Here is a 21416-nt window from a genome sequence, read left to right on the forward strand (position 1 = left end):
CTCGACTTCTGTGGAGCTAAGGAGAATTGAACTCCTGACCTCCTGCATGCCATGCAGGCGCTCTACCAACTGAGCTATAGCCCCGTGCTCCGTCGCGCCGGAGCGCTTGGAACGAGATGAAGCTTAGCCTGTGACCTGCCGGAAAAGGAAATCCGGTCGCTCGCCGCCCCGACCGCCTCCTAGACGTCGTCGCCGAGCACCGGCTCGGGCAGCGATCCGGCGTTGTGCTCCAGCAGCCGCCAGCCGCGCCCGCCCTCGCCCAGCACCGACCAGCAGCAGTTCGACAGCCCGCCGAGCGCCTCCCAGGACATCGGCTCCAGGCCCAGCAGCCGGCCGATGGTGGTCCGGATCGTGCCGCCATGGCTCACCACGACGAGCGTGCCGCCGTCCGGCAGCTTGTCGGCGGCCTCCACCACGACCGGCGCGGCGCGGTCGGCCACCTCGGTCTCCAGCTCGCCGCCGCCGCGCCGCACCGGCTCGCCGCGCTTCCACGCCGCGTACTGCTCGCCGAAGCGCGCCGTGATCTCCTCGTGGGTGAGCCCCTGCCACTGCCCGGCGTAGCTCTCCCGCAGCCCGGCGTCGTAGTTGACCTCGAGGCCCGTGACGGCCGACAGCTCGGCGGCCGTCGCCTTGGCGCGGCTGAGGTCGGAGGCCAGGATCGCGTGCGGCTTCAGCGCGGCCAGCAGCCGGGCCGAGCGGCGCGCCTGGGCGACCCCCGTCTCCGTCAGCTCGATGTCCGTGGTCCCCTGGAAGCGGCGCTCCAGATTCCAGGCCGTCTGGCCGTGCCGCCACAGGACTATGCGGCGGCCCCGGCCGCCCTGGGAGCCGTTCAGCGCAGCTCACCGTCCAGCCCGCCGCCGGCGCCCTGCGCCTGGGCGTGCTCCTCCGCCTTGCCACGGGTGGCCTCGGCGTCGGCGGGCAGCTCGAGCTGCGGGCAGTCCTTCCACAGCCGCTCCAGGGCGTAGAAGACGCGCTCCTCGCTGTGCTGGACGTGCACCACGATGTCCACGTAGTCCAGCAGCACCCAGCGGGCCTCCCGGTCGCCCTCGCGGCGCACCGGCTTGGCGCCCAGGTCCTTGTTCAGCCGCTCCTCGATCTCGTCGACGATCGACTTGACCTGGCGGTCGCTGGGGGCGGAGGCCAGCAGGAAGGCGTCGGTGATCGACAGCACGTCGCTGACGTCGTACGCGATGATGTCGTGCGCGAGCTTGTCGGCTGCGGCCTGGGCGGCGGCGTTGATGAGCTCGATGGAGCGGTCCGTGGCGGTCACAGGCGAGGCTTTCGGTCGGTGGGACGTGATACCCCAAGGGTCTCACGCCCCACCGTCACCCCGTCCGGCCGTTCGCCCGCCGGTCAGCTCTTCGGGTCGTAGTCCTGGCCGAGGACCACCGTGATGTCCGCGTTCGAGGCGACCTTGCCCTTCCGCGCGGCGCCGGCGGCCAGCCCGAGCGTCTTGGCCACCTCCTTGGCCTGGGCGGCCTGCTTCGCGTCCGCGTACAGCACCTGGGAGGCCGCCTGCGGGGTGCCGCCCTGCTCGCTGGCGCCGACGACCGTGAAGCCGCCGTTGACCAGCGCGACCTGCGCCTCGCCCGCCGCGCCCCGCACCGAGCCCGCGTTCCGCACGCTGACGCGCGGCGCCGCGTCCTGGTCGGTGTTCTTGACCGCGCCGCCCAGGATGGTCCTGACCACCCGGTCGGTGGACCGCTCGCTGAGCGTCCCGTCCGGCTGGACGGGCAGCATGGTGGTGTCGTACGAGCCGTTCTTGGCCCGCTCGGCCAGCCGGGCCAGCGAGGCGCCGAGCTGCTGCTCGCTCAGCGACGGGTCCGGGATCTGGGCGAGCGACTCCACGGTGCTGGTGGCGCCGTCCGGATCGCTGGAGACCTCCTTCAGCGCCGCGTGCATGACCTGCCCGAAGCGGGCGAGCTGCTTGGTCTGCGCCTCGCCCTGCCCCCGGTAGGTGGCGTACGCGACGGCGGCCTCGCCGCTCAGCTCGCGCCCCTTGCCGCGCTCGACGAGCGGGCCGTCGCCCTTCGCGGCGCCCGGGACGGTGGCGTCGGCGTCCACGGTGATGCCGCCGACGAGCTGGACCAGGTTCTCCAGATACGGGGTGTCCAGCCGCCAGGTGCCCTGGATGTCGGCGCCCAGCAGGGTGCTCAGGGAGTCCCGGGTGGCGTCGGAGCCCTCGTCCACCACCGACTTGCCGAGCGTGGTGGAGCCGCCGTCCTCGGTGGACAGGGCGAGCGCGTTCGGCAGCAGGACGGTGGTGCCCTTCTTGGTGGTCTCGTTGTCGACCAGCAGGGCGGTGGAGGTGCGCCCGCCCTTGGTCTCGCGCAGGTTGACCACGATCACGTCGCGCTTCTGCGAGCCCCCGGCGGCGGCCGGGTCCTGCCCGTCGTCGGACAGGCCCGGCAGCTTGCCCGCGTACCAGAGGTAGCCGACCCCGCCGACGACGGCGAGGACCAGCACCACCACGAGCGCCACCAGGCGGTTGCGCCCCTTCCGCTTGCGCTCGTCGCGCCGCTCGGTGCGGGTCTCGGCGAACTTGAGCCAGTCGATGACGTCCTCGGAGTCCTCGTCGGGCTCCTCGACGAACGAGAACTGCTCGGTGCGGTAGTCCTCGCCGTCGGGCTGCTTGGCTGTCCGCGCGGACGGCACCGGGGATGGCTCCGTGGCCGGCTCTGCGGCCGGCTGCGCGGACGGCTCCGCGGGGCGTTCGGCGGGTCGTTCGGCGGGGCGGGGCCGCTCGTACGTCTCGTAGGGGCCCGCTTGCGCCGCGCCGGTGCGGTCGTACGGCGAGGTGCCCTGCGAAGAGGTGTCGTACGTGCCGGTGTCGTATGTGCCGGTGTCGTATGTGCCGGGGTCGTACGTCGCGGTGTCGTACCCGGAGCCGCCGTACGCAGAGGTGTCGTACGTCGTGCCCTCGTACATCGTGGTGTCGTACGCGGCCTGGTCGTAGCCCTGCTGCTGCGGGTCGTGCTGCTGCGGGTACTGCTGCCCGCCCGCGTACGGGTCGTAGCCGTAGCCGTCCTGCTGCTGCGGCTGCTGTGGCTGCTGCGACTGCCCCTGCGCGTACGGGTCGTAGGGCTGTGGCTGATACACCGGCCGGCCATAGGCGTCGTAGCCGTAGATCTGCGGGTCCTGGGGATGCGGATCCCGCGCGTACGGGTCGTACGGGTCCTGTCCGTCGTTCACCGGTGCCCCTTCAGCAGTCGTGCCGGTACAGCTCGCGCTTGTCGATGTAGCGCACCACGCCGTCCGGCACCAGATACCAGACCGGCTCGCCGTGGGCGACCCGCGCCCGGCAGTCCGAGGAGGAGATCGCCAGCGCGGGCACCTCGACCAGCGACACCCCGCCCTCCGGCAGCCCCGGATCGGCCAGTATGTGACCCGGTCTGGTCACCCCGATGAAGTGCGCGAGCGAGAAGAGCTCCTCGGCGTCCCGCCAGGTGAGGATCTGGGCGAGCGCGTCCGCGCCCGTGATGAAGAACAGGTCCGCGTCCCTGTTCAACGCGCGCAGATCGCGCAGCGTGTCGGTGGTATAGGTGGGGCCGCCCCGGTCGATGTCGATGCGGCTGACCGAGAACTGCGGGTTCGAGGCCGTCGCGATCACCGTCATCAGATAGCGGTCCTCGGCCGGGGACACCTTCTTGTGGCTCTTCTGCCACGGCTCCCCGGTCGGTACGAACACCACTTCGTCGAGGTGGAACTGCGAGGCCACTTCGCTGGCGGCGACCAGGTGACCGTGGTGGATGGGGTCGAACGTCCCGCCCATCACCCCTAGGCGCCGCTTGACGTGCCCCTTCTGCTCTCCCATGCGAGCAGACCCTACTGGGCCCGGCCCCGCGCCGGGACCCGTGGGGGCTGTGACCTCGGTCAGCGGTCCCGGTTGAAGCGCGTGGTGACCCACAGCAGCAGGAGGAGGATGAGCAGGGCCGCGCCGCCGGTCATGAAGGGGCTGATGCTCGGGTGGTTGCCGCCCTTCTCGCCCTCGGCGGCGAGGGTGGTCAGGGTGTGCGCGGTGCTGTGAAAAGCGGTCATCGCAGGCAGAACCTATCCGGATCGAGGCGGGCAAGTGCGTCCGCCACATCGTATGCGAGCCGGATCTCCGTCCTGCTCGTACCCGTCTCAGTCCTGCTTGTACCCCCGCAGCAGGAACCAGGCGAGCAGCACGGCGCCCACGATCCCCACCACGAGGACGATGCGCAGCAGCGCTCCGGGCCCTCCGCCGTGCTTGGTGGTGGCGGCGAGCACTTCGGTGAGACCAGTCATGTCGGGCATGCCTCCACGCTAACCCTCCCCCGGCCGGGGCCCCCGCCCACCCCGCCACGAGCGGCGGGGGCCCTAGGCTGGGGCATGGGCCGGGGACGGCACCGGCCATGAGTTGCGGCGAGGGGGCCCTGGATGAGCGACAGCGACACCTCGAGCGGCGGGGGCGGCGGTCCTGAGCGGGTGCCGGGGCGTGAGCGGCGCCGGTTCCCGGGGATCTCCTCGCGCGCGTACGAACACCCGGCGGACCGCTCGGCGCTGGTCGCGCTGCGCAAGCTGACCGGCTTCGACACCGTCTTCAAGGCGCTGAGCGGGCTGCTGCCCGAGCGGAGCCTGCGGCTGCTCTACCTGTCCGACTCGGTGCGGGTGAGCGACCGGCAGTTCGCGCACCTCAACGACATGCTGCGGGACGCCTGCTACATCCTGGACCTGGACAAGGTCCCCGCGATGTACGTCACCCAGGACCCCCGGCCGAACGCGATGTGCATCGGCATGGACGAGCCGATCATCGTCATGACGACCGGCCTGGTCGAGCTGCTCGACGAGGAGGAGATGCGGGCGGTCGTCGGCCACGAGGTGGGCCACGCGCTGTCCGGGCACTCGGTCTACCGCACGATCCTGCTGTTCCTGACGAACCTCGCGCTGAAGGTCGCCTGGATCCCGCTCGGCAATGTCGCGGTGATGGCCGTGGTGACGGCGCTGCGCGAGTGGTTCCGTAAGTCGGAGCTGTCGGCGGACCGCGCCGGGCTGCTGGTCGGCCAGGACCTGAGGGCGTCGATGCGGGGGCTGATGAAGCTCGCGGGCGGCCACCACCTGCACGAGATGAACGTGGACGCCTTCCTGGAGCAGGCCGAGGAGTACGAGGCCGGGGGCGATCTGCGGGACTCCGTCCTCAAGATCCTTAACATGCTGCCGCGCAGCCACCCGTTCACCACCGTGCGCGCCGCCGAGCTGAAGAGGTGGGCCGCCGGCCGCGACTACCAGCGGATCATGGACGGTCACTACCCACGGCGCGACGAGGACAGGAACACCTCGGTCAGCGACTCCTTCCGGGAGTCGGCGAACCACTACGCGGAGTCGGTGCGCGCCGGCAAGGACCCGCTGATGGCGTTCGTGCGGGATGTGGCGGGCGGCGCGGGGGACCTGGGCAGCAAGCTGCGCGAGAAGTTCACCGGCGGGGGCGGCGCCGCGCCGTCCGACAGGGCCCGGGAGAAGTCCCAGTCCCAGGAGAAGTCACAGGAGAAGTCACAGGAGAAGCCCCGGGGAACGTCCCAGGACCCGTCCCAGCCGCCCCAGGGCGGCCCCGAGCCGGACCTTCCGTAAGTCCCGTAACGGATCGGGAAGCGGCTACGAGGGGGGCAGGTGGGGCAGGGCGGAGGGGGACAGCACGCCGCACAGGGATGCCTTGGGGCGGCCGATGCCGTACGGGTTGGTGCCGGGCGGCGCGTCGTCCTTGGTGCTCTGCCCGGCCAGCAGCGGCCGCAGATATCCGGCCGCGTTCGCGGCGCAGGCCTGCGGGCCGGCCAGCACGGAGGACTGCACCAGCTCCAGGTGGTGGTCGCGCAGGTCGACACGGTCGAAGCGGAACCGCGTCTCGCGCCGCACGGTGAACAGCGAGGCGTGGTCCGTGCCGCCCTCATGGGGCCGCCGCACGGCGTAGACGAAGGTGTGGTCGGCGGTGACCTCGAGGGTCGAGGCGTTCCGCTCGGTGGCCGTCAGGGTGCCGTGGACCCGTACGGCAGGCATGGCCAGCGCCACCTCGGCGGGGTTGAAGCGGGTCAGCCAGCCGGTGGCCGCGTACCGCCCGTCGTCGACCGGGTGTTCGAAGCTGCGGTCGAACTGGTCGAGTTGGTCGGGGTCGAGCAGCAGCCGCAGCGGCCGCACTTCGCCGCCGGTGAGCACGTCCGGGTCGAGGGCCGACTTGACGAGGTATTCCTTGGCGGTGGTGAGCGCGGCCATCACCTGGCTCTCGGAGAAGCTGTGGGTGCGCCGCACACCGGGCAGGGTGACGCCCTCGGCGCCGGTGGCGAAGGAACTGGCCGGGCTGTTCTCGAACAGGGCCGCGGGCTCCCCGCCGGGCACCTCGCCGCGCGGCGCCAGCGGCACCACGCTGCTGCGCAGCGGCTCGGCGGTCTGCGGCTGGGGGGTCTCGTAGGGGTGCCGTACGCCCATGTAGACGGCGACGGCGAAGGCGAGGGCGATCAGCAGCACCAGGACGACGGCCTGGCGCGAGGCCCCCGCCCGGGCCCAGGCGTGCCGGCTGCGCACCGCCCTGGCGTGTTCGCCCATGCGCTCCTGGGCGGAGAATTCCTGGAGCCGGGCAGCACGGACGAACGACTCGTCGAAAACGACGGAGCGATACTCGTCGTCGCCATCTCCCGGGACGCCCTCGGGGGTCCCCTCAGGAGGGTTTCCACGCCCGGTCATACCTCAAGAGTAGGTCGCGGGAGGCGCCGGTAAACGCGGTGATACTCCACAACTTCCGTTCACGGGGAGCTGTGCGCAGCCGAGGCCGCGGGCGCGTCAGAGCCGGCGGACACCGGGGGCACGGACGGAACGGCGCCCGGGCGCTCGGTGGGTGTGGCGTCGACACCGCTGGTGGCCGGTGGTGGGGCCGGGTCCTGGCGGTTGCCCGAGGCGCCGCGGTAGACGGCAGTGAAGGCCAGCGCGACCACCCCTATGCCCATCAGGACGGCCAGCAGCCAGGCCACGGGGCGGTGCCAGCGGGCATGACCCCGGTAGGGGCGCCCGGCGCTGCCGTACCGCCCGTATGGTCCGTACGGGCCATAGGGCCCGTCGGCGTCCCGGTCGGGGCCGTATCCGCCGGCCGGGTAGGTGTCGGCGTCGGCGTCATAGTGGTCGTATCCGAACTCGGCGTCGCCGTCGGGGCCGTAGCCGTCCTCGTAGAGCTCGTCCTCGGGCGGGACGCCCGCCCTGCGGCGGCGGGACGCCTCGGCCTCGGCGCGGGCCTGGGCGGCGGCCAGCATCCGCTCGATGGCGGTGGGTTCGTGGATCGCGGCGGACCGTACGAAGTCCTCGTCGAAGACCACGGCGGCGAACTCGTCGTTCGCTTCCCCGTGGCTGCGGTCGTCGGGCTCGTCACCGTCCGGGAACGGCTTGCCTCCCACGTCGTCCGGCACCCATTCAGAGTAGACCTGCCGGGTCAATTTGGGCAGGGTGAAATGCTATTCGGGGGAATGGCGGACGGGAGCGGACGGCGGAAACACCACCCGACCGGCGTACCCCCCGACCGACCGTCACATCCCCCGAACGGGTGACACCGGACGGGGGACTCCAAACGGGTGACGTCGGACGGGTGACGTCGGGCGGGTGACGTCGGGCGGGTCATGCCGGACGGGGGACCCCGCTCAGCGGATGTGGCCGTCCCCGGTGAGGATGTACTTGGTGGAGGTCAGCTCGGGCAGGCCCATCGGGCCGCGCGCGTGCAGCTTCTGCGTGGAGATGCCGATCTCGGCGCCAAAGCCGAACTGGCCGCCGTCCGTGAACCGGGTGGAGGCGTTGACCGCGACCGTCGTCGAGTCCACCAGCTGGGTGAAGCGGCGGGCGGCCGCCTGGGAGGTGGTGACGATCGCCTCGGTGTGGCCGGAGGACCACAGCCGGATGTGGGCCACCGCGGCGTCCAGGGAGTCCACGACCGCGGCCGCGATGTCGTACGAGAGGTACTCGGTCTCCCAGTCGTCCACGACCGCCGGGACCACCGTGGCCTTGGAGCCCTCCGACAGGGCCAGCACCCGCTCGTCGGCGTGCACCGTGACCCCGGCCTCGGCCAGCGCGTCCAGCGCGCGCGGCAGGAACACCGGCGCGATGTCCTGGTGCACCAGCAGCGTCTCCGCGGCGTTGCACACGCTGGGCCGCTGCGCCTTGGAGTTCACCAGGATCTCGACGGCCATGTCGAGGTCCGCCTGCGCGTCAACGTACACATGGCAGTTGCCGGTGCCGGTCTCGATCACCGGGACCGTCGACTCCTGGACGACGGTACGGATCAGTGAGGCGCCTCCGCGCGGGATCAGCACGTCGACCAGGCCGCGGGCGCGCATCAGCTCGGCCACCGACTCCCGGCTCTCGCCCGGCACCAACTGCACCGCGTCGGCGGGCAGTCCGGCCCCGCCGACGGCGTCGCGCAGGACCTTCACCAGCGCGGTGTTGGACTGGTACGCGGAGGACGAGCCGCGCAGCAGGACCGCGTTGCCCGACTTCAGGCACAGCGCGGCGGCGTCCACCGTCACGTTCGGCCGGGCCTCGTAGATGATGCCGACGACGCCGAGCGGCACCCGCACCTGGCGCAGGTCGATCCCATTGGGCAGGGTCGAGCCGCGCACCACCTCGCCGACCGGGTCGGGCAGCGCGACCACGTCCCGCACGTCCGAGGCGATGGCCCGCACCCGCTCGGGGGTGAGGGTGAGGCGGTCGACGATCGCCTCGCTGGTGCCGGCCTCGCGGGCCCGCGCCACGTCGAGCGCGTTGGCCTCGACGATCTCCTTGGTCCGCACCTCGAGCGCGTCGGCCATCGCGAGCAGCGCGTCGTCCTTGACGGCGCGCGGCAGCGGGGCGAGGTCGGCGGCCGCGGCCCGGGCCCGGTAGGCGGCCTGGAGGACCGGCGACTTCGGCCAGGGGTCGGTGAGGGGCGAGGTGGGTGCGCTGCTCATGGACTGAAGCCTACTGAGCGCCCGGCCGTATGCCCCGCGTCGTTTCGCCTTTCGAGACGGAATTCTCACCTATCAGTACAGGCGCGGTCAGTACGGGTGCGGCCAGTGCGGCTGCGGTCAGTACGGGTGCACCCCCACCGGGGAGGCGGGCGGCGGGCCGTACCCCTCCGCGACCCGCTGGTGGTACGTGTCGCGGTCGATGACCTCGAGCCCGACGATCTCCCAGGGCGGCAGCTTGGCCGTGGCCCGGTGCTCGCCCCACAGCCGCAGCGCGACCGCCGCCGCGTCGTGCAGGTCCCGGGCCTCTTCCCAGTAGCGGATCTCGGCGTGGTCGTTGGCATAGCGGCTGGTCAGCAGGAACGGATGGTCCTGGGCCAGCCGCTCGAGCGCCTGCCGGACGTCCCTGAGCGGCGCCTCGGCCCCCGACAGACTGAGGGTGACATGCCACAGCCGGCCGGCCTCGGCGGGCGCGCCCACCGCGTCCGGCGCCCCCACGGGCCCGGCGCCGGCGGTCCCGACACTGGTCAGGGTGCGTGCCGCCGCGTGGGGCGGCGCCCCCGAGCGCCCTCGTCTCACCGGCGGCCTCCTGTTGCTCGCTGCTCCGCTCACGCACCGGGCGGAGCCGTGGTTCTCCTGCGGTTACCCGCGGTTCGGTGTACGGGCCCGCTGCCGGTGCGACCCCGTGCAACAAAGTTGACCAGCCCACGGGAGGCCGCGGGGCGGTTTTCCGGAAGCTCTCCGTTGAATGAACGGACTTGTCGGATTTTCTCTCCCCTGAGTGACGCCCGTCACGGGTGCAATACGACCAGGTCGTCGCGGTGCACGACCTCGCGCTCGTAGGCGGGGCCCAGCTCCCGGGCCAGCTCACGGGTCGACCGCCCGATGAGCCGCGGGATCTCCTTGGCGTCGAAGTTGACCAGCCCACGGGCGACGGCCCGCCCCTCGGTGTCGCGCAGCTCGACCGGGTCCCCGGCGGTGAACTCGCCCTCCACGGCGGAGATGCCGGCCGGCAGCAGCGAGGTGCGGCGCTCCACCACGGCCCGCACCGCCCCGTCGTCCAGGGTGAGCGCCCCGCGCGGGGCGGAGGCGTGGGCCAGCCACAGCAGCCGGTCGGCGGAGCGGCGGCCGGTGCGGTGGAAGTAGGTGCCGGTGGGGCGGCCCAGCAGGGCGTCACCGGCCCGGCTGGCGGAGGTGAGCACCACCGGGACGCCGGCCGCGGCCGCGATGCGGGCGGCCTCGACCTTGGTGACCATGCCGCCGGTGCCCACCCCGGAGCGGCCCGCGCTGCCGATCGAGACCCCGTCCAGGTCCTTGGGGCCGGTGACCTCGGCGATCCGGGAGGCGCCGGGGGTCCTGGGGTCCCCGTCGTAGAGGCCGTCCACGTCGGAGAGCAGCACCAGCAGGTCGGCCCGCACCAGGTGGGCGACCAGGGCGGCGAGCCGGTCGTTGTCGCCGAAGCGGATCTCGTCCGTGGCCACCGTGTCGTTCTCGTTGACGATCGGCACCGCGCCCATGGCCAGCAGCTGGTCCAGCGTGCGGGTGGCGTTGCGGTAGTGGGCGCGGCGGCTGGTGTCGTCGGTGGTGAGCAGCACCTGGCCGACCCGGCGCCCGTAGCGGGCGAAGGAGGCGGTGTAGCGGGCCACCAGGAGGCCCTGGCCGACGCTGGCGGCGGCCTGCTGGCGGGCCAGGTCGCGGGGGCGCTTCTCCAGGCCCAGCGGCGCCAGGCCCGCGGCGATGGCGCCGGAGGAGACCAGGACTATCTCCTTGCCCTCCGCGTCGCCGGCGCCCTCCAGGAACTTGGCCAGGACGTCGACCAGCGCGTCGACCCGGTCGGCGTCCAGGCCCCCCGCCGCGGTGGTGAGGGAGGACGAGCCGACCTTGACCACGATCCTGCGGGCCGCGACCACCTCGTCCCGTACCGCCGCCGCCCCATCCCGCTCGCTCACGCCGCTCCTCTGCTCGTCATCAGCTCGTCCACGCCCCGATGAGCGCTTGCCCTACACACTCATCATGACAAGCGGGCAATCTACGTCAGTCACGGCATCTCACGCCCGAGCGTTTCAGCCCCCGGACGCGTCCCGCGCCGGCGCCGCGGGGCCCGGCACAGGCCGCGTGGGGCCCCGGGCGGCTCCTTTGGACCCGATTCGGGGCGGTTGGCGCGGGCGCGGATTGTCACCGGACCTGACGGCGGCATACGGTCAGGGATCCTCCATAGTTAGTTGTTAGTTCCTCCGTTCTCCTGCCAGGAGCCCAACCCGTGCCCTCTGCCGGAATCGCCCCCCGCCGGGCCGTACAGCTGGCGGCGCTGCTCGCGATGCTGGTGTTCTTCACCACACAGCTCATCGGCGCCGTCCTCCCGAACGTGCCCCTCCTCATCGCCGCGTCGGCGGGTGGCCTCGCGCTCGATCTGTATCTCCAGCACCAGCAACCGGGACTGCTGTCGCTGCTGAGCAAGGTCCGCTTCGACGTCACGGTGCGCCAGCTGTTCCGGGACATGCTCATCGTGGTGGGCCTGCTGCGCATAGAGGGCATCGACCCGCTGCACGAGCAGGCGCCGCTCACCGTCGGGCTGCTGCTCTTCTACGTGACGCACTTCGCCTGCCAGGCGGTGGCCGTCCTGGTCCGCCGCCGCCGCCAGCTGCCGTTCGTCACCCGCAACATCGACACCTCGGCGCTGCGGCTGAGCGACGCCCCGCCGCGGCTGTTCGCCCGCCAGCACGGCCGCCGGCTGCTGCGCCTGTCCGCCCCGATCACCGCGGGTCTGCTGGTCACCGCGGGCACCACGAACGGCTGGTGGGGCGGGATCGGCGTGGCCGTCGGCCTGCTGGTCGCCGTCGTCGGCACCGTCCACCTGGGCACCTGGCTGCTGCCGGGCAAGCGTGTGGTGAGCGAGGCCAAGGCGCTGGAGTGGCTGGACAAGTGGCTGGCCGAGTACCGGCCGACCGTGGGCATGTACTTCTCCGGCGGCACCACCTCGGCGTACCAGGCGAACATGTGGCTCTCCACGCTCGCCGCGCTCGAGGGCAACCCGATCATCGTGCTCCGCGAGCGCTTCATGGTGCAGAAGATCGACGCGACGGACGTGCCGATCGTGTGCCTGCCGAAGGTCGCGCACCTGATGCGGCTGGAGCACTCCACGCTCAAGGTGCTGCTGCACCCGGCGAACTCCGGCAAGACCTCGCAGGTGCTGCGCATCCCGTCGATCAAGCACGCCTTCATCAACCACGGCGAGAGCGACAAGCTCTCCAGCTGCAACCCGTACGCCAAGGCGTACGACGAGGTGTGGGTCGCGGGACCGGCGGCGCGGGAGCGCTACCAGCTCGCCGACATCGGCGTCGAGGACAAGGACGTCGTCGAGGTCGGCCGCCCGCAGCTGGCCCCGATCCGCCCCTACGCGGCCGCGTCCACCGGCGCGCTCGGCGGCGCGGGCGGGGAAGACTTCACCACCGTGCTGTACGCGCCGACCTGGGAGGGCTGGGACGGCAACCCGGGCAACACCTCGGTCATCCTGGCGGGCGAGAACATCGTCCGCGAGCTGCTCGCCGACCCCAAGGTGCGGCTCCTGTACAAGCCGCACCCGATGACCGGCTCGGTCGACCCGCGCGCCGGCCGCGCCGACGAGCGCATCAGGGCGATGATCACCGAGGCGAACACCAAGCGCGGGGGCGCCCGGCCCGGCGCGGAGGCCGCCGCCGAGCTGGCCCGACGCACCGAGGAGCTCAACCGCCTCACCAGCACCTCCTTCCGCGCCAGCGCGGATGAAATCGAGCGCATGAAGCTCCAGGGCGCCCCGGACGGGGACCGCGCCGCGGCGGTCACGGCGGCCATCACGGCCTGGGAGAACGCCTACTGGGCGTCGATCCCGGTGTGGGAGCACCAGATCATCACCGGCCCGCGGCCGGCCCTGTTCGCCTGCTTCAACCAGTCGGACCTGCTGATCAGCGATGTCTCCAGCGTGGTCTCGGACTATCTGACCAGCGAGAAGCCGTACGCGGTGGCGAACACCAGCGGTCTGTCCGAGGCCGAGTTCAAGGCGGGCTTCCCGACGGTGCGCGCCGCGACCATCCTCACCCCGGACGCCCACGGCGTCCCCGCCCTCCTCGAAGCGGTCCGCGACCCGGAGAAGGACACGAACGTGGCCGCCCGCGCCGAGCTGAAGGTGCACCTGCTCGGCCCGTCCGACCCGCCGTCGCTGGTGCGCTTCGACCGGGCCGCCCAGGCCCTGTGCGCCAAGGCCGACGCCCGCCGGGCCCGGATGGCCACCCGCCTGTCGGACGAGATCCCCGCGCAGCGCGAGGCCAGGGACGCCGCCGAGGAGGCGGAGCTGGAGGCCGGCTCGCCCGAGACGGAGGAGACGGCGGCGGTCTGAGGACCGCGGCTCTACGCACCACCCCCACGGGCCCTGGGAGTTCGCTCCCGGGGCCCTTGGCGTACGTTGCGCCCAGTGTCCGCCCTTGCCTTTCTTCGAACGAGCCCGTCTTCGAACGAACCCGGCGGGACGCGGTACGCGCGCGGGTCACGCGCCGCGCGGCTTACGCGGTCAGAACGGCTTGAACGTGTCGTACTCGGCTTCCGCGTCGTCCCGCGCCGCGTCCCGCTCGCGGCGGCGCTGCGCGGCCGGGCGCGGGGCCTCGAAGCGGTGGTCCTCGCCGCGGCGGCCGAGCATCTCCGCGCCGGCCGTGACGGTCGGCTCCCAGTCGAAGACGACGGCGTCGTCGGTGGCGCCGATGACGACCTCGTCGCCCGCCCGCGCCCCGGCCTTCACCAGCTCCTCCTCGACCCCCAGGCGGGCCAGCCGGTCCGCGAGGTAGCCGACGGCCTCGTCGTTGTTGAAGTCGGTCTGGCGGACCCAGCGCTCGGGCTTCTCGCCCACCACGCGGTAGAAGCCCTCCTCGACGACGACCCTGAAGCCCGCGTCGTCCACGGCCTTCGGGCGGATGACGATGCGGGTCGCCTCCTCCTTGGGCTTGGCCGCACGCGCGTCGGCGACGATCTTCGCCAGGGCGAAGGAAAGCTCCTTGAGGCCGTGCCGGGAGACCGCCGACACCTCGAAGACCTGGTAGCCGCGGGCCTCCAGGTCCGGCCGGATCATGTCGGCGAGGTCCTGGCCGTCGGGGACGTCGACCTTGTTGAGCGCGACCAGCCGCGGCCGGTCCTCCAGGCCGCCGTACTGCGCCAGCTCCGCCTCGATGACGTCGAGGTCGGTCAGCGGGTCCCGCTCGGACTCCAGCGCCGCCGTGTCCAGGACGTGGACGAGCACCGAGCAGCGCTCGACGTGGCGCAGGAACTCCAGGCCCAGGCCCTTGCCCTGGCTGGCGCCCGGGATCAGGCCCGGCACATCGGCGATGGTGTAGACGGTCGAGCCGGCCGTCACCACGCCGAGGTTGGGCACCAGGGTGGTGAAGGGGTAGTCGGCGATCTTCGGCTTGGCGGCCGAGAGCACCGAGATCAGCGAGGACTTGCCGGCGCTCGGGTAGCCGACGAGGGCCACGTCCGCGACCGTCTTCAGCTCCAGGACCACGTCCCCGGCCTGGCCCGGCTCGCCCAGCAGCGCGAACCCGGGGGCCTTGCGGCGGGCCGAGGCCAGGGCGGCGTTGCCCAGGCCGCCGCGGCCGCCCTGGGCGGCGACGTAGGTGGTGCCCTGCCCGACCAGGTCGGCCAGGACGTTGCCCTGCTTGTCGAGCACGACGGTGCCGTCCGGGACGGGCAGCACCAGGTCCGTGCCGTCCTTGCCGGAGCGGTTGCCGCCCTCGCCCGGCTTGCCGTTGGTGGCCTTGCGGTGCGGGCTGTGGTGGTAGTCGAGCAGCGTGGTGACCGACTGGTCGACGACCAGGATCACATCGCCGCCACGGCCGCCGTTGCCCCCGTCCGGGCCGCCGAGCGGCTTGAACTTCTCCCGGTGCACGGAGGCGCAGCCGTGGCCCCCGTTACCCGCGGCGACATGCAGCTCGACGCGGTCCACGAAGGTGGTCATGACGGTGTGCCTCCAGATGCGTATGTACGGAATGTCTTAGGCGTAACGCGCCGAGGGCGGACCCGCTTCCCCGCGACGGTGTAGAACCCGTCACGGGAGAAGAGCGGTCCGCCCTCGGAAAGGTGTGGTGTCGCGCCGGGCCGATTACTCGGCGACCGGGACGATGTTCACGACCTTGCGGCCACGGGAGGTGCCGAACTGCACCGCACCGGCGGCCAGCGCGAACAGCGTGTCGTCGCCGCCGCGGCCGACGCCCGAGCCGGGGTGGAAGTGCGTGCCGCGCTGGCGGACCAGGATCTCACCCGCGTTGACGACCTGGCCGCCGAAGCGCTTGACGCCGAGCCGCTGGGCGTTGGAGTCGCGACCGTTCCGGGTGGACGATGCGCCCTTCTTGTGTGCCATCTCTCCTCAGTCCCTTACTTCGCAGCCGCGTCGATGCTGGTGATCTTCAGCGCGGTGTGCAGCTGGCGGTGGCCGATCCGCTTGCGGTAGCCGGTCTTGTTCTTGTACTTCAGGATGTCGATCTTGGCGCCCTTGTGGTGGTCCACGACCTCGGCGTGCACCTTCACGCCGGCCAGCACCCACGGGTCGCTGGTCACGGCGTCGCCGTCGACAACGAGCAGAGTCGAGAGCTCGACGGTGTCGCCGACCTTGCTGCTGGACAAACGGTCGACCTCGATGACGTCGCCCACGGACACCTTCTGCTGGCGGCCGCCGGTGCGCACGATTGCGTACACGCGGTTCTCACTCTCTCGTCAGTAATCGGGACCTCTGATGCCAGCCGCTCCCCACCGACCCGCACGGTCCGTGGTTCACCGATCGTCTCGTATCGCCTTACGGCGTGATCCGGCATCGGCGAGCGGCCTCTCCCGACGGAACGGGAGGGATTTGCTCAGGGGTTTGGCGTACAAACGCCGACGGTCAAGGTTACGGGGCCGGGACCAGGCGGTCAAACCGGGGCCGGGTCGGGGCGCCCACCCTTGTGCGTGGGTGGGCGCCCCCGCGCCCCGGCCCCGGTCCGGCCGCGCGGTCAGTCGTCGGTGGAGGCCGAGACCGAGGACGGCGTCTGCTGCTCCGCCGCCGCGGTCTTCTTGGCCGCCGACTTCTTGGCCGTCGTCTTCTTCGCGGCGGTCTTCTTGGCGGTGGTCTTCTTCGCCGCCGTCTTCTTGGCCGCGGCCTTCTTCGCCGGCGCCTTCTTGGCGGCCTTGCGGGCCGTCTTCTTCGCCGCCGTCTTCTTGGCCGCCGCCTCCGGCTCGGCCGGCTCGGCCGCGCCCTCGGGGGTGGCTTCCGGCGCGGCCTCGGGGGCCTCCTCGGGCTCGCTCACGGCCGCCGCCGGCTCCGGGGCCGCCTCCGGCTCCAGGGCGGGCTGCGGGGCGGCTTCGGGCGCGGCCTCGGGCTCCGGAGCGGAGTCCTGGGCAGGCGCGCTGACGACCACCACGGCCGCCTCCGCGGAGCCCGACGGCGAGCCCGCGGGAGCGGTCACCTTCCGGGTCGCCCGGCGGCGGGTACGGGGCGCCGGCACCGGCTCGGGGGCCGGCTCGGCCGCCGCCTCCGGCTTCGGCTCCTCCGCCGGGGCCTCCTTCGGCTCCTCGGCCGGCACGACGACCACGGCCGCCTCCGCCTGCCGGGCGGCCTTCGGGGCGCCCGCCGGGGCGGACACCTTACGGGTCGCCCGGCGCCGCGTACGGCCACGGGTGGCGGCCGCCTCGGCCTCGGCGGCGCTGCTGTACAGCTCCTCGTCGGCGGCGAAGGTCACCGGCTCCGGCGCGGCGCGGTGCTCCGCCGCCTCGGCCGCGGCCTCGGCCACCGTCTCCGGCTCGGCCTCCACGGCCTCGGCCGCCTCCACAGCCTCGGCCGTCTCGGCGGCCTCCGCCACCTCCGGCGCCTGCTCGATCTCGGGCTGCTGACCGGCGACCGCGCCCTTCTTCTTCTTGCGCTTGCCGCCACCGCCGCCGACCGCGGCCGGCTGGTCCATGTGGACGATCAGACCACGGCCGTTGCAGTGCACACAGGACTCGGAGAAGGACTCCAGCAGGCCCTGGCCGACCCGCTTGCGGGTCATCTGGACCAGGCCCAGCGAGGTGACCTCGGCCACCTGGTGCTTCGTACGGTCGCGTCCCAGGCACTCCAGGAGGCGCCGCAGCACCAGGTCCCGGTTGGACTCCAGCACCATGTCGATGAAGTCGATCACGATGATGCCGCCGAGGTCGCGCAGCCGCAGCTGGCGCACGATCTCCTCGGCCGCCTCCAGGTTGTTCCTGGTGACCGTCTCCTCCAGGTTGCCGCCCTGGCCGGTGAACTTGCCGGTGTTGACGTCGACCACGACCATCGCCTCGGTCCGGTCGATCACCAGGGAGCCGCCGCTGGGCAGCCACACCTTGCGGTCCAGCGCCTTCATCAGCTGCTCGTCGATCCGGTACGTGGCGAACACGTCGACGTCCGACGTCCACTTCTGGAGCCGGTCCACGAGGTCCGGCGCGACGTGCGAGACGTATCCGTGGATCGTCTCCCAGGCGCCGTCACCGCTCACGATGACCTTCGAGAAGTCCTCGTTGAAGATGTCGCGGACGACCCGGACGGTCATGTCCGGCTCGCCGTACAGCAGCGTGGGGGCGCTGCCGCTCTTCGCCTTCTTCCGGATCTCCTCCCACTGCGCCTGGAGCCGCTTGACGTCGCGGGCCAGCTCCTCCTCGCTCGCGCCCTCGGCCGCGGTGCGGACGATGACGCCCGCGTCCTCGGGGACGATCTTCTTGAGGATCTGCTTCAGTCGGGCGCGCTCGGTGTCCGGCAGCTTGCGGCTGATGCCGGTCATCGAGCCCTCGGGCACGTACACCAGGTAGCGGCCGGGAAGGGAGACCTGGCTGGTCAGCCGGGCACCCTTGTGGCCGATCGGGTCCTTGGTGACCTGGACCAGGACGGACTGGCCGGACTTGAGGGCGGTCTCGATGCGGCGCGGGCCGTTGGCGAGACCCAGCGCCTCGAAGTTGACCTCGCCCGCGTACAGCACGGCGTTGCGGCCCTTGCCGATGTCGACGAAGGCGGCCTCCATCGACGGCAGGACGTTCTGCACCTTGCCCAGGTAGACGTTGCCGACGTAGCTGTTCGACTGCTCCTTGTTGACGAAGTGCTCGACGAGGACGTTGTCCTCCAGCACGCCGATCTGGGTGCGCTCGCCGTTCTGCCGGACGACCATCACCCGCTCGACCGCCTCGCGGCGGGCCAGGAACTCGGCCTCCGTGATGATCGGCACCCGGCGGCGGCCCTGCTCGCGGCCCTCGCGGCGGCGCTGCTTCTTCGCCTCCAGACGCGTCGAGCCCTTGATCGACTGCACCTCGTCGGCGCCGGACTCCGCCTCCTTGGCGCGCCGCTCGCGCGGCTCGCGGATCTTGACGACCGTGCGCTCCGGGTCGTCGCCCGCCTCGACCTCGGCGGCGTCCCCGCTGCGCCGGCGGCGGCGTCGGCGACGACGGCTGCTGCTGGTGCCGGCCGCGCCCGACTCGTCGGCCTCGTCGGCCTCCTCGCCCCCGGCCTCACCGGTGGCCTGCTCGCCCTCGGCCTCGCCCGGCTGCTCGTCCTCGTACCGCTCGCCGGACTCGCCCTCGGCGCTCTCGGCCTCCGCGGCCTCGCCACGGCGGCGGCGCCGCCCGCCCCGGCGACGGCGGCGGGACGGGCGGTCGCCCGACTCCTCGTCGCCGTGCTCGCCCTCGTCGAACTCGGCCTCCTCGGCGGTCTCGGCCGCCTCCTCCGCCTCGGCCTGCGCGGCCTGGTCCTCGGACGGCTCGCCCCGGCGACGGCGCCGGCGGCGCGCGCCGGCGGGTGCCGCCGGCTCGGCGGTCTCGAACGCTTCCGTGTCCTCCGTGTCTTCCGTCTCCTCCGCCTCGGCCGCCTCCGCGGCGGCCGCGGCGGCGGCCAGAGCCGCGCTCTCCGGCGTCTGGAACACCGGCTCGGTGAACACCGGCGCCTGGAACACGGCGGTCGGCGGGCGCACCGCCCTGCGCCGCGACCTGGCCGGAGCCTCCGGCTCGGCCTCGGCCGGCTGCGGGGCCTCGGCCCGCGGGCTCGCTGCCTGCGCGGCCTCGGCCGACTCGTCGGCGGCGGCCGCGGTACGGGTCGCCCTGCGGCGCGTACGGGCGCGCGGCGCGGCCTCGGCCGGCTGCGCCGCGGCGTCGGACGCGGCGGCGCTCTCGGCGGCCGGCTCCTCGGCGGTCTGCTCGGTGGGCTGCGTGGTGGGAGCTTCGGCGGTCACCTCAGCCTCGGCCTCGGGCGCGCCCGTCGGGGCGGTCGCCTTACGGGTCGCCCGGCGGCGGGTACGGCGCGCGGGCTGCGCGGGCTCCTCCGCCGCCTCGGCTCCGGACTCGGTCGCGGCGGCCTGCGCGGCGGCGTCGGTCTCGGCGGTCGCGCTCACGGTCTCGCCCGCCGGGGCGGGCTGCGAGGTCTCCTCGCCGGCGGCGGGCGGCGGGCCGGCCGGGGCGGTCGCCTTGCGCGTCACCCGACGACGCCGGCGCACCGGCTCGGCGGGCTCAGCGGTCCCGGCGGCCTCCACGGCGGCGGGCTCCGACGCGGCCTCGGCGGCCTCGTCCTCCGCGTCCGCCTCGGCTTCCGCTTCGTCGGCCTCTTCGGCGACGACCGTCTCGGCGGCCTCCGGCGCACCCGCCGGAGCGGATGCCCGGCGCGTCGCGCGACGGCGCCTGCGGGCCGGCGCGGCGGCCTCCTCCGCCTCGGCGGGCTGCTCATCAGCCGCCACATCCGCCTCTTCGGCCTCAGCAGCGGGCTCGACGGCGGGTTCGGCGGCGACCACGGTCTCAGCGTCCTTCGACGCAGCCGCCGGAGCGGACGCCTGACGCGTCGCACGGCGGCGCTTGCGCGCCGGCGCGGCGACCTCGGCCGTCTCCTCGCCCTCGGGGGTCTCGTCCGCCCCGGTGGCGGGCTCCGCAGCGGGCTCCGCGGCGACCACGGTCTCAGCGCCCTCCGGCGCGCCCGCCGGAGCGGTCGCCTTGCGGGTCGCGCGACGGCGCGTACGCGGCGCGGGCACCGGCTCTTCCGCCGGTGCGGCGTCCTCGGCGGCGGAGCCGGGCTCCGCCGCGGCGACCACCGTCTCGGGTGTGGTCTCGGCCGTCTCCGGCGCGCCCGCCGGGGCCGTCGCCTTGCGGGTCGTGCGACGGCGCGTACGCGGCGCGGGCACCGGCTCGTCGGCGGCCGCCGCGGCAGGGGCCTCCGGGTCGGTGGACTGGGTGGCCGGTATGGCCGGGGCCGCGGCCTGGGCCTCGTCGCCCAGCGCCCCCGTGGGCGGGCCGGCCGGGCGGGAGGCCGCGCGCCGGCGGCGCGGCGGCAGCGTGTCGCTGGGTGAGTTGTTCTCGGTGGTGCCCCTGGGGGCGACGGCGCGCGGAGCGGCCTGTCCCAGCGGCTGGATAGGTTCGATCGGCTCAATGGGCTCGAGCATGCGGGCGTTTCTCCCGTCACGCTCCCGGGCGCCGCGTCTGCGTCCGGCGGCAATCCGCGCTGTGCGCGTTCGCCGCCGCCCGCGGCGCGGGCGCCGCACGGGAGCTGTCGTCTCGCTCGCCGGGACCGGAAATGCCCGGACCGGCGAAAGTCTCCTGGTCAGTGCGCCTGCCGGACCCGGGTGGCTCCCTGGTGCGATCGGCGGCGCATCGACGGCGGTCCTACGCGGAACCTCCCGGCGCCATCGCGGCGGTCAGCCCGGCGGCCGTGGGTGGGGCGGCCGGTGCTGCCTCGCGATCGGGCGCGAGCGGGTCGGTCACCGTGCCGGACTCCTCATCGAGCAGCCCCTGCGCCAGCCTGGTCACCGCTGCGGGGACCGGCGGCGCCAGGTCGGCCGTAGCGCGGAGACCGGACAGGACGTCGTCGGGTCGTACGGCAGGTGTCAGATGCCGTACCACCAGCCGCAGTATCGCACAGCCGGGGTGCCCTGGCCTATCGACCGGCGCGGAGAAGGCCTCGAGCCGGGCCACCGCGGCACGCGCGTCGAAGGTCCGCAACCCGTTTTTCGTCATGCGCTCGACCTCGACCGTTTCGGCCGAGAGGAAGGCGGCGGCGGCTCGCTCGGCCTCGTCGGGGGCGACTCCGTCGAGCCGGATCTCCCAGACGGAGGCCTGCAGCCGGTCGGCCAGACCCGAGGTGCGGGCCTCGACGGCGTCGATGACGTCGAGGCCGTCGGGCAGCGACTCGTCGAGGAGTTCCCGCAGCCTCTCGGGGTCGCGCGCCTCGGTGAGCTGGATCTCCAGGTACTCGGCCTCACTGCCCGTGCCGGTGGGTGCGGCATTGGCGTACGACACCTTGGGGTGCGGGGTGAACCCCGCCGAGTACGCCATGGGCACCTCGGCGCGGCGCAGCGCCCGCTCGAAGGCGCGCTGGAAGTCGCGGTGGCTGGTGAACCGGAGGCGGCCGCGCTTGGTGTAGCGCAAACGGATGCGCTGCACCGCGGGTGCGGGCGGCGGGCCTTCGGGCTGTCGCTTGCCCAGGGGTCCTTCTCCTTGCTGTCTGACGCCGCT

Annotated in this window: 18 protein-coding genes and 1 tRNA gene; 2 read left to right on the top strand and 17 right to left on the bottom strand. The window is 73.2% G+C overall.

The window, feature by feature from the left end; genetic code table 11:
- Positions 1–11 precede the first annotated feature (11 nt).
- From BBH68_RS05540 to BBH68_RS41810, 7 genes are all read right to left on the bottom strand, one after another.
- Positions 12–84: transfer RNA gene (locus BBH68_RS05540), tRNA-Ala, on the bottom strand.
- Positions 85–179: 95 nt separating this feature from the next.
- Positions 180–833, bottom strand: coding sequence for a histidine phosphatase family protein (locus BBH68_RS05545; RefSeq protein ID WP_065959281.1), 654 nt, complete (start codon positions 831–833; stop codon positions 180–182).
- Positions 830–1270, bottom strand: a complete 441-nt coding sequence (rsfS, locus tag BBH68_RS05550) for a ribosome silencing factor (RefSeq protein ID WP_065959283.1) — start codon at positions 1268–1270, stop codon at positions 830–832. Before rsfS ends, BBH68_RS05545 begins: the two co-directional genes overlap by 4 nt.
- A gap of 83 nt (positions 1271–1353) precedes the next feature.
- Positions 1354–3192 carry an LCP family protein gene (locus BBH68_RS05555; protein WP_065959286.1) on the bottom strand — a complete coding sequence of 613 codons (1839 nt, stop codon included), beginning with the start codon at positions 3190–3192 and terminating at the stop codon, positions 1354–1356.
- 10 nt (positions 3193–3202) lie between these two features.
- Complete coding sequence (gene nadD, locus BBH68_RS05560; RefSeq protein WP_065959288.1) at positions 3203–3814, bottom strand: nicotinate-nucleotide adenylyltransferase; 612 nt, start codon at positions 3812–3814, stop codon at positions 3203–3205.
- Positions 3815–3873: 59 nt separating this feature from the next.
- The gene (locus tag BBH68_RS41805; protein ID WP_170066535.1) at positions 3874–4038 is read right to left on the bottom strand and encodes a hypothetical protein; all 165 of its coding nucleotides are present in this window, start codon (positions 4036–4038) and stop codon (positions 3874–3876) included.
- Positions 4039–4125: 87 nt separating this feature from the next.
- Positions 4126–4278: a hypothetical protein gene (locus tag BBH68_RS41810; protein ID WP_158080317.1), complete on the bottom strand. Its 153-nt coding sequence runs from the start codon at positions 4276–4278 to the stop codon at positions 4126–4128.
- Positions 4279–4401: 123 nt separating this feature from the next.
- Between BBH68_RS41810 and BBH68_RS05565 the strand changes: the two genes are divergently transcribed.
- A complete protein-coding gene (locus BBH68_RS05565; RefSeq protein ID WP_079150824.1) occupies positions 4402–5589 on the top strand; it encodes a M48 family metallopeptidase in 1188 nt (395 codons plus the stop codon).
- Between the two features lie 24 nt (positions 5590–5613).
- Here the strand turns inward: BBH68_RS05565 and BBH68_RS05570 are convergent, their stop codons facing one another.
- The 5 genes from BBH68_RS05570 to proB form a co-directional block, all read right to left on the bottom strand.
- Positions 5614–6693, bottom strand: coding sequence for an SCO2583 family membrane protein (locus BBH68_RS05570; protein ID WP_065959289.1), 1080 nt, complete (start codon positions 6691–6693; stop codon positions 5614–5616).
- Between the two features lie 59 nt (positions 6694–6752).
- A complete protein-coding gene (locus BBH68_RS05575; protein ID WP_065959291.1) occupies positions 6753–7406 on the bottom strand; it encodes an SCO2584 family spore wall biosynthesis protein in 654 nt (217 codons plus the stop codon).
- 228 nt (positions 7407–7634) lie between these two features.
- Positions 7635–8933 (bottom strand): glutamate-5-semialdehyde dehydrogenase, encoded by a 1299-nt coding sequence (locus BBH68_RS05580; protein ID WP_065959293.1) that lies wholly within the window; start codon positions 8931–8933, stop codon positions 7635–7637.
- Positions 8934–9050: 117 nt separating this feature from the next.
- Positions 9051–9509: a hypothetical protein gene (locus tag BBH68_RS05585; RefSeq protein WP_065959295.1), complete on the bottom strand. Its 459-nt coding sequence runs from the start codon at positions 9507–9509 to the stop codon at positions 9051–9053.
- 212 nt (positions 9510–9721) lie between these two features.
- On the bottom strand, positions 9722–10879 hold the full coding sequence (gene proB, locus BBH68_RS05590) for a glutamate 5-kinase (RefSeq protein WP_065959297.1): 1158 nt from the start codon (positions 10877–10879) through the stop codon (positions 9722–9724).
- Positions 10880–11190: 311 nt separating this feature from the next.
- Between proB and BBH68_RS05595 the strand changes: the two genes are divergently transcribed.
- Entirely contained in the window at positions 11191–13302 is a 2112-nt protein-coding gene (locus tag BBH68_RS05595; protein WP_065959299.1) for a hypothetical protein, read from the top strand.
- Between the two features lie 171 nt (positions 13303–13473).
- On the opposite strand, the gene obgE is transcribed toward BBH68_RS05595, so the two are convergent.
- The 5 genes from obgE to BBH68_RS05620 form a co-directional block, all read right to left on the bottom strand.
- Complete coding sequence (gene obgE / locus BBH68_RS05600; RefSeq protein ID WP_065959302.1) at positions 13474–14907, bottom strand: GTPase ObgE; 1434 nt, start codon at positions 14905–14907, stop codon at positions 13474–13476.
- 144 nt (positions 14908–15051) lie between these two features.
- Positions 15052–15309 carry a 50S ribosomal protein L27 gene (gene rpmA / locus BBH68_RS05605; protein ID WP_065959305.1) on the bottom strand — a complete coding sequence of 86 codons (258 nt, stop codon included), beginning with the start codon at positions 15307–15309 and terminating at the stop codon, positions 15052–15054.
- Between the two features lie 14 nt (positions 15310–15323).
- Positions 15324–15644 carry a 50S ribosomal protein L21 gene (gene rplU, locus BBH68_RS05610; RefSeq protein ID WP_065959306.1) on the bottom strand — a complete coding sequence of 107 codons (321 nt, stop codon included), beginning with the start codon at positions 15642–15644 and terminating at the stop codon, positions 15324–15326.
- Between the two features lie 293 nt (positions 15645–15937).
- The gene (locus BBH68_RS05615) at positions 15938–20347 is read right to left on the bottom strand and encodes an Rne/Rng family ribonuclease (RefSeq protein WP_174588980.1); all 4410 of its coding nucleotides are present in this window, start codon (positions 20345–20347) and stop codon (positions 15938–15940) included.
- Positions 20348–20567: 220 nt separating this feature from the next.
- Positions 20568–21344: a TIGR03936 family radical SAM-associated protein gene (locus BBH68_RS05620; protein WP_065959308.1), complete on the bottom strand. Its 777-nt coding sequence runs from the start codon at positions 21342–21344 to the stop codon at positions 20568–20570.
- Positions 21345–21416: the final 72 nt, after the last annotated feature.

Origin of the sequence: Streptomyces sparsogenes (assembly GCF_001704635.1) — a bacterium.
In the GTDB taxonomy this organism is placed as follows: Bacteria; Actinomycetota; Actinomycetes; order Streptomycetales; family Streptomycetaceae; genus Streptomyces; species Streptomyces sparsogenes.

Excerpts from the sequence above, each read along its gene's own strand:
- nadD (WP_065959288.1), bottom strand. The coding sequence starts at position 3,814 with ATGGGAGAGCAGAAGGGGCACGTCAAGCGGCGCCTAGGGGTGATGGGC.
- BBH68_RS41805 (WP_170066535.1), bottom strand. The coding sequence starts at position 4,038 with ATGACCGCTTTTCACAGCACCGCGCACACCCTGACCACCCTCGCCGCC.
- BBH68_RS41810 (WP_158080317.1), bottom strand. The coding sequence starts at position 4,278 with ATGCCCGACATGACTGGTCTCACCGAAGTGCTCGCCGCCACCACCAAG.
- BBH68_RS05565 (WP_079150824.1), top strand. The coding sequence starts at position 4,402 with ATGAGCGACAGCGACACCTCGAGCGGCGGGGGCGGCGGTCCTGAGCGG.
- BBH68_RS05570 (WP_065959289.1), bottom strand. The coding sequence starts at position 6,693 with ATGACCGGGCGTGGAAACCCTCCTGAGGGGACCCCCGAGGGCGTCCCG.
- BBH68_RS05580 (WP_065959293.1), bottom strand. The coding sequence starts at position 8,933 with ATGAGCAGCGCACCCACCTCGCCCCTCACCGACCCCTGGCCGAAGTCG.
- obgE (WP_065959302.1), bottom strand. The coding sequence starts at position 14,907 with ATGACCACCTTCGTGGACCGCGTCGAGCTGCATGTCGCCGCGGGTAAC.
- rpmA (WP_065959305.1), bottom strand. The coding sequence starts at position 15,309 with ATGGCACACAAGAAGGGCGCATCGTCCACCCGGAACGGTCGCGACTCC.
- BBH68_RS05615 (WP_174588980.1), bottom strand. The coding sequence starts at position 20,347 with ATGCTCGAGCCCATTGAGCCGATCGAACCTATCCAGCCGCTGGGACAG.